The sequence below is a fragment of the Hoeflea sp. TYP-13 genome (assembly GCF_040932035.1).
In the GTDB taxonomy this organism is placed as follows: Bacteria; Pseudomonadota; Alphaproteobacteria; order Rhizobiales; family Rhizobiaceae; genus Hoeflea_A.
Genome location: NZ_JBFRBB010000001.1, coordinates 1211667 through 1223206, shown reverse-complemented (window position 1 = coordinate 1223206; position 11540 = coordinate 1211667). Strand labels below are relative to the sequence as shown.

Annotated in this window: 14 protein-coding genes; 2 read left to right on the top strand and 12 right to left on the bottom strand. The window is 57.3% G+C overall.

What is annotated here, in order from left to right:
- Positions 1-98: 98 nt before the first annotated feature.
- Entirely contained in the window at positions 99-710 is a 612-nt protein-coding gene (locus ABVT35_RS05745; RefSeq protein WP_368465321.1) for a YqgE/AlgH family protein, read from the bottom strand.
- 225 nt (positions 711-935) lie between these two features.
- Between ABVT35_RS05745 and ABVT35_RS05740 the strand changes: the two genes are divergently transcribed.
- Together ABVT35_RS05740 and ABVT35_RS05735 are read left to right on the top strand one after the other, a co-directional pair.
- Entirely contained in the window at positions 936-1781 is an 846-nt protein-coding gene (locus ABVT35_RS05740; protein WP_368465320.1) for a protein-disulfide reductase DsbD domain-containing protein, read from the top strand.
- 162 nt (positions 1782-1943) lie between these two features.
- Positions 1944-2429 carry a peroxiredoxin gene (locus tag ABVT35_RS05735; protein WP_368465319.1) on the top strand — a complete coding sequence of 162 codons (486 nt, stop codon included), beginning with the start codon at positions 1944-1946 and terminating at the stop codon, positions 2427-2429.
- On the opposite strand, the gene rnhA is transcribed toward ABVT35_RS05735, so the two are convergent.
- The 11 genes from rnhA to coxB all read right to left on the bottom strand — a co-directional run bounded on the left by rnhA (position 2413) and on the right by coxB (position 11477).
- The gene (gene rnhA, locus ABVT35_RS05730; RefSeq protein ID WP_368465318.1) at positions 2413-2856 is read right to left on the bottom strand and encodes a ribonuclease HI; all 444 of its coding nucleotides are present in this window, start codon (positions 2854-2856) and stop codon (positions 2413-2415) included. The genes ABVT35_RS05735 and rnhA overlap by 17 nt on opposite strands.
- Before the next feature lies 1 nt (position 2857).
- Positions 2858-3835, bottom strand: coding sequence for a homoserine kinase (locus ABVT35_RS05725; RefSeq protein ID WP_368465317.1), 978 nt, complete (start codon positions 3833-3835; stop codon positions 2858-2860).
- Positions 3836-3879: 44 nt separating this feature from the next.
- Entirely contained in the window at positions 3880-4899 is a 1020-nt protein-coding gene (gene ispH, locus ABVT35_RS05720) for a 4-hydroxy-3-methylbut-2-enyl diphosphate reductase (protein ID WP_368465316.1), read from the bottom strand.
- Positions 4900-4971: 72 nt separating this feature from the next.
- Entirely contained in the window at positions 4972-5754 is a 783-nt protein-coding gene (locus ABVT35_RS05715) for an SURF1 family protein (RefSeq protein WP_368465315.1), read from the bottom strand.
- Positions 5747-6133, bottom strand: a complete 387-nt coding sequence (locus ABVT35_RS05710; RefSeq protein WP_368465314.1) for a DUF983 domain-containing protein — start codon at positions 6131-6133, stop codon at positions 5747-5749. Before ABVT35_RS05710 ends, ABVT35_RS05715 begins: the two co-directional genes overlap by 8 nt.
- A 78-nt stretch (positions 6134-6211) precedes the next feature.
- Positions 6212-7090, bottom strand: coding sequence for a cytochrome c oxidase subunit 3 (locus ABVT35_RS05705; RefSeq protein WP_368465313.1), 879 nt, complete (start codon positions 7088-7090; stop codon positions 6212-6214).
- A gap of 57 nt (positions 7091-7147) precedes the next feature.
- The gene (locus ABVT35_RS05700; RefSeq protein WP_368465312.1) at positions 7148-7759 is read right to left on the bottom strand and encodes a cytochrome c oxidase assembly protein; all 612 of its coding nucleotides are present in this window, start codon (positions 7757-7759) and stop codon (positions 7148-7150) included.
- An 11-nt stretch (positions 7760-7770) separates the two neighbouring features.
- Positions 7771-7923 (bottom strand): hypothetical protein, encoded by a 153-nt coding sequence (locus ABVT35_RS05695; RefSeq protein WP_368466308.1) that lies wholly within the window; start codon positions 7921-7923, stop codon positions 7771-7773.
- A 2-nt stretch (positions 7924-7925) separates the two neighbouring features.
- Positions 7926-8861: a heme o synthase gene (locus ABVT35_RS05690; protein ID WP_368465311.1), complete on the bottom strand. Its 936-nt coding sequence runs from the start codon at positions 8859-8861 to the stop codon at positions 7926-7928.
- 66 nt (positions 8862-8927) lie between these two features.
- Positions 8928-10580, bottom strand: a complete 1653-nt coding sequence (gene ctaD / locus ABVT35_RS05685) for a cytochrome c oxidase subunit I (RefSeq protein WP_368465310.1) — start codon at positions 10578-10580, stop codon at positions 8928-8930.
- A 3-nt stretch (positions 10581-10583) separates the two neighbouring features.
- A complete protein-coding gene (gene coxB / locus ABVT35_RS05680) occupies positions 10584-11477 on the bottom strand; it encodes a cytochrome c oxidase subunit II (RefSeq protein WP_368465309.1) in 894 nt (297 codons plus the stop codon).
- Positions 11478-11540: the final 63 nt, after the last annotated feature.

The following is an 11540-nucleotide window of genomic DNA, read 5'->3' as shown; positions in this document are numbered from 1 at the left end:
TATCAGCGTACCGGACTCAAGCGGTGCCTGCCGATGCAAGGCGCGCAAACGGCGTGGTTTTCAAATCCGTGGGACCGTCGAACAGAATCAGAAATGGTTCAGGCCTGGCCGCACTCGCTGGAGAGCATGGCCGGGTCTATGCCGATTGAGGCAAAGACGCGCTCATACTTATCGTCAAGCACATCGTCAAATATGATGTTTTCAATCGCCGGGCAGGTCAGCCATCCATTGGCGCTGACCTCGTCCTCAAGCTGCCCGGCGCCCCAGCCTGAATAACCAAGCATCATGGTCGCCCTTTTGGGGCCCCTGCCCTTGGTGATGGCGCGTAATATATCGACCGTTGCCGTAAGGGACAGGTCTTCCGAGATCGGCAGAGTGGCATCGCTGCGATAATCTTCCGAATGGAGGACAAATCCCCTTCCCGTGTCCACGGGACCGCCCATTTGTACATTCAGTTCAATGGCGGACGCGGGAAGTGTTGCGACCTCCTCCTGCTCAATCAGTTCGAGCTGCACCATCAGTTCGCTGAACGAGATCGATTGCGGTCGATTGAGGATAAAGCCAACCGCACCGCTGTCGGTATGGGCGCAGATGTAGATTACCGTGCGGGAAAAGTTGGTGTCGTCCAACCCCGGCATGGCGAGCAGGAACTGCCCGTCAAAACATCCGCGTTCTCCACTGCCCAACAGATTTTCGTGCAGGATATCCATAGGGCAGCTTAACGCATAAGCCGGTTAAATTGAAACAGCGCATGAGGGGAATATGCCCTTTGATATTGCTGTTCGCGACAAATGGCTCAATAGTCCACAACCGGACCGGCGATCACGGAAAAGCTGTAATATACTGGTAGCGCGGGCTTTTCGATCACCGGAATATGATTGAGACTGCGCTGCTCGTTACTGGCATCACCTGGCCACGACGTTTAGATTGCCGCCATGATCAAATACTGTTTCACAACATATTATGCCCGATCCGCCACTTTTGCGCTGGTTGTGGCCGGCATTTTTCTTACACCAGCCGGCACCGAAGCGGCATCGAGCGACTGGGTGGAGACCGATGGCGGCAGAATTCGCATATCGGCGCTGCCGCCGTCGGAAGACGGCAGCATTCAAGCCGTCCTGGATGTCGAACTGCTGCCCGGCTGGAAGACATATTGGCGCGATCCGGGCGAAGCCGGCGTCCCACCGTCGTTCCGGGTGGAGCGCAGCGACAACATTGCTTCCGCCGAAATCCATTTTCCGCCTCCTGAACGTATTCGCGACGACTATTCGGTCTGGGCCGGATACAATTATCCGGTCGTCTTTCCGATCACGTTGCAGCAGGCAACGCCCGGAAAATCCAGTGTCCTGGAAGCGGACGTGTTTCTCGGCATCTGTAAAAGCATCTGCATACCGTTCCAGACCAGCTTTTCCCTGGAAATCGATCCGGACAAACCGGCAAACTCATTCGAGAAACGCTTGGTAAAGAAGGCCTATCGGTCGCTTCCGGAAGAACCGGGAAACGGCTTCGAGATTGTCGAATCACGCGTAAACGATGACGGCGGCACGCTGGTGTTGTCTGTTGCGACGCCGCAGGAAAATGATGTCGGGGAGCTGTTTGTCACCGGCCCTCAAGGCTGGCGCTTTGACACGCCAAAGCTTGCCGGCCGCAAGAACAACGTCGCCACCTACCACGTATCTGCAAGCGGCATATCGGAGACTGACACCCTGTCCGGAAAGACAGTCCGCATCGTGGTCAAGGCAGCGGGCCGCTCCATGGAAACCGAGCTGGACCTGCCGTAGGCCCGTTCACCAATATTCAGTTTCAACACGGTCTGGACATAGTTGCCCGGTCTTCTATCTTTACGGTTGATTTGAGTGAATACATTTACACCATCCAATCGAATAACCAAGCAAACATGACACCCGGCCGGCTCCGCGCCGGGCAATCAGAGGGATAAAAGCATGACGATATCTGTTGGCGACAAGTTGCCAGAACTGACGTTGAAGGAATCCACCTCAGACGGCATGAACGAGGTCTCCACCGCAGATGTTTTCGGAGGCAAGAAGATTGTGCTGTTTGCGGTTCCGGGCGCATTCACCCCGACCTGCCACCTCAATCACCTGCCCGGATATCTGCAAAGCCGCGAGACCATTCTTGCCAAGGGTGTCGACGAGATTGCCGTCCTTTCCGTCAATGACGGATTTGTGATGAGCGCCTGGGCGGCCGCCACGGGCGGGGAAGGCAAGATTCGCTACCTTGCGGACTGGGATGCTGCGTTCACCAAGGCCATCGGCATGGATATGGACCTTTCGGCCGGAACGCTTGGCGTGCGCTCAAAGCGCTATTCGATGATCGTCGAGGACGGAACGGTGACAGCCCTGAACATCGAAGATACGCCGGGCGAAGCGGTCACATCCGGCGCTGCAGCGCTTATCGAGCAGCTTTAAAAGGCTCCATCGCGTGGCGGGCAAGTTCGTCCGCCCGCTCATTTTCCGGGTGGCCCGCGTGCCCCTTGACCCAGTGCCATGTCACGTCGTGCCGGTTGCGCGCCTCTTCGAGAGCCTGCCACAGTTCGACATTCTTTACCGGTTTTTTTGCCGCCGTCTTCCAGCCATTGCGCTTCCAGCCTTCGATCCAGCCGCCGATCCCGTCCTTTACGTATGACGAGTCGGTATAAAGGTCGACCTTGCAGGGCTGCGTCAGTGCATTCAGCGCTTCAATCGCAGCGGTCAGTTCCATCCTGTTATTGGTCGTGTCGGCTTCGCCTCCCGACATTTCCTTGTCAATCTTGCCGTAGCGCAGGATTGCGCCCCATCCGCCCGGTCCCGGATTTCCCGAACAGGCACCGTCGGTGAAAATATCAACGTGTTTCAATTCAGTTCATCTCGCTCTGACGCAGGCCATATTCGGTTGCCGAAGTTACCTTGCGGTGAAACCGCACGTAACGCAGATATTCCATCGGATCCTTCTTGACCACCATGGCGCCGTCCGGAACGGTCAGCCAGTCATAAAGCCGGGTGAGGAAAAACCGGATTGCCGAACCATGGGCAAGCACCGGAAGCGCATCGGCTTCCACCGCACTCAGCGGCCGCACAGATTCATATCCCGCCAGCAGCGCCATGCCCTTTGTGGCATTGAAGGCACCGTCCCGCTCAAAGCACCAGGCATTGAGACAGATCGCAACGTCATAGGCAAACATATCGTTGCAGGCAAAATAGAAATCGATCAGGCCGGAGAGTTTTTCACCGAGAAAAAATATGTTGTCCGGGAACAGGTCGGCGTGAATGACACCGGAGGGCAGCGCCTCGGGCCAGTTTTTCTCAAGGTTATCCAGATCCGTCTCGATTTCCGCGGCAAGTCCTGCTTCGACTTCGTCGGCACGGGCGGCCGACTGGTTCCAAAGCGGACGCCAACTGCTCACCGACAGCGCATTTTTTCGGGTCCTGGAAAAATCGCGGCCACAGATGTGAAACTGGGCAGCAGCCTTTCCGACCTCCCGGCAGTGCTGCGGCGTCGGGCGACGCGGCCACATGCCTTCAAGGAACGTAATGACAGCTGCCGGGCGGCCGGCCAGTTCGCCCAGCACGCCGCCGTCACGCCTATGTACCGGCAGCGGACAGTTCAATCCCTTATCGGCCAGATGCTCCATCAGGCTGAGGAAAAACGGCAGGTCGTTCCGCTCCACGCGCTTTTCATAGAGCGTCAGGATGTAGGAGCCCATGCTGGTGTGGAGCAAAAAATTGGAGTTCTCAACGCCTTCCGCAATGCCCTTGTAGGACAAGAGCTCCCCAAGATCATAGGGCTCAAGAAAATCGCGAAGCTCGGCTTCCGTAATGTCGGTATAGACTGCCAAATTTCAGCCTTTCAGAATCGCAATCAAGTGGCCCGACCTATGATCTAACCGCCCGCGTGCCCGTTGACAAATGCCATATCCGCCACGGTCAGTTCAGCATCACGCAAGTCGCGCATGACAGGAAAGTTCTCATCTTCCACGGCAGTTTCGGCTAGCTCGACGCTGACGTCGAATTTCTCACCGAACGCATCGATAATCTCGTCGACGATTATCTCCGGTGCCGATGCGCCTGCGGACAACCCGATTATGCGCGTGGTTTCACCGTCGATGTCATCCCATGGCAATTCCGCCGCTCTTTGGACAAGGCGCGACCTTTGCGCACCGGCGCGCGAGGCCACTTCCACAAGACGCCTTGAGTTCGATGAGTTGGGCGCTCCGACGACAAGAAAGAAATCGCAACCCGGCGCCGCGGCCTTGACCGCCTCCTGACGGTTGGTCGTGGCATAGCAGATGGATTCAGCTGCGGGTGCCGTCATATTGGGAAACCGTGCCTGCAGAACTTCGATAATTCCGGCCGTATCCTCGACCGAAAGTGTCGTCTGAGTGACGAAACCGAGATTATCGGGGTCCGCTGGCGCATAGTTGCGCGCATCTTCAACTGTCTCAACCAGGCTGACCGCCCCATCCGGCAACTGTCCCATCGTGCCGATAACTTCCGGGTGGCCGGCATGGCCGATCAAAATGACGTGGCGGCCGAGGCGCTGGTGACGCATGGCCTGCTTGTGAACCTTGGAAACCAGTGGACAGGTCGCATCGAGAAAAAAGAGGTTACGGGCGACGGCATCCGCGGGAACCGACTTGGGTACACCATGGGCGGAAAATATGACCGGTTGCTCGTGATGCTCGGCCGGAATCTCGTCGAGCTCCTCGACAAAGACGGCGCCGCGCGACTGAAGTCCCTCGACCACGTAGCGGTTGTGCACGATCTCATGACGGACATAGACCGGCGCACCGTATTTTTTCAGTGCCAGAACGACGATCTGAATGGCGCGGTCGACACCGGCGCAAAATCCGCGCGGGCCGCACAGCCGGATTGTCAAAGGTGGCTTTACTTCAGTTGTCATCGCACTTTCCGAAATAGCTCGCCGACCTTGTAGAGCAAGTTCTGACTTTAAGGAACACCTGTGTTTCGGCGATCAGCGCCGCCGAATTGCACGCCATAGGTAAAAGCCGGTCACAACCACCAGAGCCGCGGCCAGGCCAAACCATGTGACCGCGTATTGCAGGTGGTTGTTGGGCAGTGAAACACGGGTGACGCCTCCTACCGGACCTGCCGAAACATTGCCGTTGGTCGTTGCAACATCGACAAAAAACGGAACCAGGTCCTGATCATCCAACTCCATTGCCGTTGCCATGCCGGCAAAGTCCTTCCAGTACCAAATGCGATCACCCGGTGCATTGTCCGGAACCAGATCACCGGGCTTTTCGACTAATGGATTGCGGGCAAGGCCGATTATGGCAACCGTATCGGGGGTCTGCTCCCAGGGACGGGCGGAAGGCTCCTTCATGTCGTAGGCAACAAAGCCGCGATTGACGATGATCTTGCGGCCATCGGCAAGCACAAACGGCGTATAGACATACCAGCCCGACTGCCCGTCATGTGTGGCAAGGAAATGCTGTTCCCTGTCGTGGAGAAAAGTGCCTTCGAACCCGACCGGAAGATAGTCGACATCGCCCGATTGCCGCCAGACGGCCATGACTTCGTCGACATTGACGGGCGCCTGTTCCATGCGGTTTTCAATGGTGGCGATCAGGTCTTCTTTCCATTGCAGCCGCTGAACCTGCCAGTTGCCAAGCAACAACAAAAGGGCAAGTGCCGGCAGAACGAACGTTATCAGGACCAGTGCCGAGCGGATGCCTTTCGATGTTTCACGAGCCTGCTCCGGTTCAGCGCCACTGCCCTTGGTCGTCTCAGCCATTGTCCAGTTCGCCCTCATGCGCATTGTTCTTGAACTGCAGATTGATCAGCACACCCTTCAGGGCGCGCAACAGCCACAGGCAGAGGCCAAGGCTCAGGGGAATCCACAACACAAGATGCAGCCACAGGGGCGGTCCGTAATTGACCTCAAGCCAGAGGGCAAGGCCCACCACCAGAAAACCGATCAGGAGAATGACAAACACCGCCGGTCCATCGCCGGCATCGGCAAAGCCGTAGTCGAGCCCGCAATTCGTGCACGATTTTTGAGGAGTGAGATAACCGTCGAACAGCTTTCCTTCGCCGCAACGCGGGCAGCGTCCTTTCATGCCGGAAGTAAAGGGATCAACCGGCGGATAAAGCGCCTTGTCGTTACCGCTCATGATCTCTTCTCCAAAGCAAGAGGGCGCCCGCCTGCAAGCGTTGCGCCCCCTCCAGATTGCGACAGGTATTTGACCCGGTCAGTGTGCCGCGATCGTTGCGCCCCACGATGCCCAGATGTAGATGCTGAAGAACAGGAACAGCCAGACAACGTCAACGAAATGCCAATACCAGGCAGCCGCTTCGAAACCGAAATGCTTCTGCGGCGTGAAATCGCCCGCGGTTGCCCGGATCAGGCACACGATCAGGAAGATCGTACCCACCAGAACGTGGAAACCGTGGAAGCCGGTCGCCATGAAGAAGGTGGCGCCGTAGATCGATTCCTTGAACGCAAATGGTGCGTGGATGTACTCATAGGCCTGCACGAAGGAGAACAGTGCACCGAGAGCGACTGTCAGAGCCAGGCCCGTGACCAGGCCCTTGCGGTTGCCGTGCAGCAGGGCGTGGTGAGCCCAGGTTACCGTCGTGCCAGACAGGAGCAGGATGATGGTGTTGTAGAGCGGCAGGTGCATCGGGTCGAGAACCTCGATGCCGACAGGCGGCCATACACCGCCCGTATGCTCGACACGGGCGACCTGCGCAGCCTCTCCTGCAAAGATCGCGGCATCAAAGAATGCCCAGAACCATGCAACGAAGAACATGACTTCAGAAGCAATGAACATCATCATGCCGTAGCGCAGATGCAGCGAGACAACGCGCGTATGATGTCCTTCGTGGCTTTCCTTGACGCAGTCGGACCACCAGCCGAACATCGTGTAGAGAACGATGACAAGGCCAATGAAGAACAGCCAGGGATTTGCAAGCTCGATACCGAACAGCTCCAGCGACCCGCCTGCCAGATAGCGCATGTAGGCAATACCGCCTATCGCCATGGTCAAAGCACCGATGGAGCCGATAAACGGCCACGGGCTTGGATCGATTATGTGGTAGTCATGGTGCTTTTGATGCGCATCAGCCATTTCAAAAATCCCCGAATTGCCTTTTCCTTGCGGCCACGGTCCCCCGCAGCATCGTTGCTATAGCCTGTCTTTCGTTTTCTCGTCGGCCCGGGCGGCCTTGGCCACCGGCTTTTCCTTTTCCAGCGGGAAGAACGTGTAAGACAGCGTTATGGTGTTGATACCCTTTGTTTCCTGCGCGTCGACGATTGCCGGATCGACGAAGAAGACCACCGGCATATCCAGGCTCTCGCCCGGCTGAAGTTCCGTCTCGGTAAAGCAGAAACATTCGACCTTGTTGAAATAGGCGCCTGCAGACTGCGGCGTGACATTGAACGTCGCCTGCCCGCCGCTCGCAACCTCGCCGGTGTTGGCCGCAAGGTAAGCGATTTGCGTGGTCTCTCCGATGCGCAATTCCACTTCGCGCTGAACGGGTTTGAATTCCCAGTTCATCCCGTCCGAAACGTTGGCGTCAAAACGCACCTTGATGGTGCGGTCGAGTATCTGATCGGAATACTGCTCGGCGCGCTGGGTAGTGCCGCCATAACCTGTCACCTGGCAAAACAGCTGATAGAGTGGAACGGCCGCGTAGGATACGCCGACCATGCCGACCACCACCCCCAGGCAGACGGCTAATACCCGCCAGTTGCCGGCAGGCTTTTTTGCAGTCGCATTTGTCCGTGGATCGCTCATCGCATTTCCCACTAAAGCGGCCGATCCAGAATGGCGGGGCCAAACTTGATGACGGTTGCGATATAGAAAAGAACCACCAGGGCAGCCAGCACCAGGGCAATTGCAATGGAACGGCGGCGGCGAGCCTTCTTCTGCTTGTCTGTCAGACTGACTTGTTCGATCATTGTCATGCTCCAAGGCTCGTCATCAGACCGTCGACAAGCAGCGTTGCGAACAGAGCGAAGAGATAGATCAGAGAAAAGCCGAACATTGATTTGGCGGGTTTCATCTTTTCATCGGCCGGGCTCATGCGCAGCACCCGGAACGCATACCAGACGAAGCCGATGCCAAGACCCGTTGCAAGCAGCCCGTAGGCAGCGCTGGCAAATCCCATCCAGTAAGGCAGCACGCCAACCAATGCGGTCACGATGGCATAAATGAATATCTGCCTCTTGGTCGACTCAACGCCGGCGACATTCGGCATCATCGGAATGCCGGCCTTGCCATAGTCGCCCTGCTTGAACAGCGCCAGTGCCCAGAAATGCGGCGGCGTCCAAAGGAAGATCATAAGGAACAGAACGAAGCTGTCCCAGGAGACGGAACCGGTAACACAGGCCCAGCCGATCATCGGCGGCAAAGCGCCTGCAGCACCGCCGATCACGATGTTCTGCGGCGTCGAACGCTTCAGCCACATCGTGTAGATGACCGCGTAGAAAAATATCGTGAAGGCGAGCAGTCCGGCTGAAAACCAGTTCACCAGAAGACCGAGCGTGATGACGGAAAATGCCGACAGGACCAGACCGAAGGTCAATGCTTCATCGCGTGTTACCCGGCCGGCCGGTATCGGCCGCGAGGCCGTCCGCGACATAACGGCGTCGATGTCGGCGTCGTACCACATATTCAGCGCCCCGGACGCACCTGCGCCGACGGCAATGCACAGGACAGCAACAGCCCCGATGAAGGGATGGATATTGCCCGGCGCGATGATCAGGCCGACAAAAGCGGTAAACACCACCAGCGACATGACACGCGGCTTCAAAAGCGCAAAATAGTCACGCGGATCGGCTTCGGAAAGACCGAGATCCGTTCCCTTTAGCGCTCCATGTTCGCCGGTTATTGCCATGTTACCCAGTTGCCTGTTTTCGATACGGGCCGGAGCCGCTGATGCGGCTCCAGATATTGGATTGCGCTATTTGATGCGCGGTAGCTGTTCCCACTGGTGGAACGGCGGCGGGGAGCTCAGCTTCCATTCAAGCGTCGTCGCGCCTTCGCCCCAGGGATTGTCTTCCGCTTTGCGCTTTTTGGCAAATGCCTCCCATACGCCGAACAGGAAGATCAGGACGCCGATGGCCGATATATAGGAGCCATAGGACGAAATTGCGTTCCAGCCGGCATAGGCATCCGGGTAGTCGATATAACGGCGCGGCATGCCTGCAAGGCCAAGGAAATGCTGCGGGAAGAACACAAGGTTCACGCCGATGAACATGACCCAGAAATGCGTCTTTGCCAGAATGGAGTTGTACATGTAGCCCGTCATTTTCGGGAACCAGTAGTACCAGGCCGCGAAAATGGCGAAGACTGCACCGAGCGACAGAACATAGTGGAAGTGGGCAACCACGTAGTAGGTGTCGTGCATGGCGCGGTCGAGACCGGCATTGGCCAGCTGCACACCGGTCACACCGCCGACGGTGAACAGGAAGATGAAGCCAAGCGCCCACAGCATCGGAGTGCGGATCGTCATCGAGCCGCCCCACATGGTGGCGATCCATGAGAAGATCTTCACTCCGGTCGGAACCGCGATGACCATGGTTGCGAACACGAAGTAGCGCTGTGCGTCGAGCGAAAGGCCGACGGTATACATGTGGTGCGCCCACACGATGAAGCCGACCGCACCGATGGCGACCATGGCATAGGCCATGCCGAGATAGCCGAAGACGGGTTTGCGCGAGAATGTCGCAACGATGTGGCTGATGATGCCGAAGCCCGGCAGGATCAGTATGTACACTTCCGGATGACCGAAGAACCAGAATAGGTGCTGGAACAGGATCGGGTCGCCGCCGCCTTCAGGCGTGAAGAACGACGTGCCGAAATTGCGGTCCGTCAGAAGCATGGTGATGCCGCCCGCCAGAACCGGCAACGACAGCAGCAGAAGGAAGGCTGTGATCAGCACCGACCAGGCGAAAAGCGGCATTTTGTGCAGCGTCATGCCCGGCGCGCGCATGTTGAAAATGGTGGTGATGAAGTTGATCGCACCGAGGATCGACGAGGCGCCCGCAATATGCAGGGAAAGAATGGCGAAATCCATTGCCGGCCCGGGTTGTCCGGTCGTCGAAAGCGGCGGATAGACCGTCCACCCGCCACCAACACCCATGGCGCCCGCAGGCCCTTCCACAAACATGGAAAGCAGCAGCAGAATGAACGCCGGCGGCAGCAGCCAGAAGGAGATATTGTTCATGCGCGGGAATGCCATATCCGGCGCGCCGATCATGATCGGAACCATCCAGTTGGCAAAACCGCCGATTAACGCCGGCATAACCATGAAGAAGATCATGATCAGGCCGTGTGCCGTGGTGAACACATTGAACATGTGTTTGCCACCATCAATGGCAGCGTCACCGTCAAGACCGTAAACCATGGCGGCAAGTCCATGGAAAATCTGGATGCCGGGCTCAGCGAGTTCCCAGCGCATGAAAACCGAAAGCGCACCACCGATAATTCCGGCAATGATCGCGAAGATCAGATAGAGCGTGCCGATATCCTTGTGGTTGGTCGAATAGACCCAACGGGTCCAACCCGTGGGTTTGTGATCGTGAGCGTCGTGTGCTGCTGTCGCGCCGGCCATGGTTTACTCCTTGATCTTCTGTGCTTCGTTGGCAGCAAGCTCAACGGATTTTTCTGCTTCCTGGATCGACGCCATGAGCTGCGCATTGGCGGCTTCGACATCGTCGGCAGCGGCGGCCAGCCATGTTCCGTATTGTTCAACGGAAACGACACGGATGCCGATCGGCATGTAGGCATGATCCTTACCGCACAGCTCGGAGCACTGGCCGTAGTAAAGACCTTCCCGATCCGCCTTGAACCAGGTTTCGTTCAAGCGGCCCGGGACACCATCCATCTTCACACCGAAGGAAGGCATGGCGAAAGAGTGAATGACGTCGGCAGCTGTCACCAGCAGGCGAACCGTTGTGCCGACAGGAACAACCATCTCATTGTCCACAGCCAGCAGACGCGGATACTCGGCCCGGTCTTCCTTGCCATATTCGGCGCGGTCGTCATCGGAAAGCAGGATGGAATCGAAGGAAACTTCCTGTTCGACCTGGTATTCGTAACCCCAGTACCACTGGTAGCCGGTTGCCTTAATGGTGAACTGCGGCTCTTCCGGCGGTGTGTACTGCGCGTTGAGGAGCTGGAAGGAGGGTATCGCCAGACACAGGAGAACAATAACCGGACCAAGGGTCCAGATGACCTCGATGGCAGTGTTGTGGCTCGTCTTGGACGGATCCGGATTGGTCCGCGCGCGGAAACGCAGGATAACGATGATCAGCAACACCAGCACCAGAAGGGTGATCGGTCCGATGAACCACAATGTGTAGTTATTGAACCAGTTGATTTCGCGCATGATATCTGTGACTGCGGGCTGGAAGCCTATCTGCCAGTCGACCGGCTGTGCGGCCTGGGCCTGCGTTGCCAAAAGCAGTGTGGCAAGCGCCGCCCAAACTGCGTGAAGCGGATTTCTCACAACAATTTCTCCCTCGAGCACACGCTGCTGCCGTCGCAACAGCGCATTGTCCCTTTAATTTGA

Bases quoted from the DNA above. Each gene is read 5' to 3' on its own strand.
- ctaD (WP_368465310.1), bottom strand. From the start codon at position 10,580: ATGGCCGGCGCGACAGCAGCACACGACGCTCACGATCACAAACCCACG.
- ABVT35_RS05700 (WP_368465312.1), bottom strand. From the start codon at position 7,759: ATGAGCGATCCACGGACAAATGCGACTGCAAAAAAGCCTGCCGGCAAC.
- ABVT35_RS05740 (WP_368465320.1), top strand. From the start codon at position 936: ATGATCAAATACTGTTTCACAACATATTATGCCCGATCCGCCACTTTT.
- ABVT35_RS05705 (WP_368465313.1), bottom strand. From the start codon at position 7,090: ATGGCTGATGCGCATCAAAAGCACCATGACTACCACATAATCGATCCA.
- ABVT35_RS05690 (WP_368465311.1), bottom strand. From the start codon at position 8,861: ATGGCAATAACCGGCGAACATGGAGCGCTAAAGGGAACGGATCTCGGT.
- ABVT35_RS05695 (WP_368466308.1), bottom strand. From the start codon at position 7,923: ATGATCGAACAAGTCAGTCTGACAGACAAGCAGAAGAAGGCTCGCCGC.
- ispH (WP_368465316.1), bottom strand. From the start codon at position 4,899: ATGACAACTGAAGTAAAGCCACCTTTGACAATCCGGCTGTGCGGCCCG.
- ABVT35_RS05715 (WP_368465315.1), bottom strand. From the start codon at position 5,754: ATGGCTGAGACGACCAAGGGCAGTGGCGCTGAACCGGAGCAGGCTCGT.
- ABVT35_RS05745 (WP_368465321.1), bottom strand. From the start codon at position 710: ATGGATATCCTGCACGAAAATCTGTTGGGCAGTGGAGAACGCGGATGT.
- ABVT35_RS05735 (WP_368465319.1), top strand. From the start codon at position 1,944: ATGACGATATCTGTTGGCGACAAGTTGCCAGAACTGACGTTGAAGGAA.
- ABVT35_RS05710 (WP_368465314.1), bottom strand. From the start codon at position 6,133: ATGAGCGGTAACGACAAGGCGCTTTATCCGCCGGTTGATCCCTTTACT.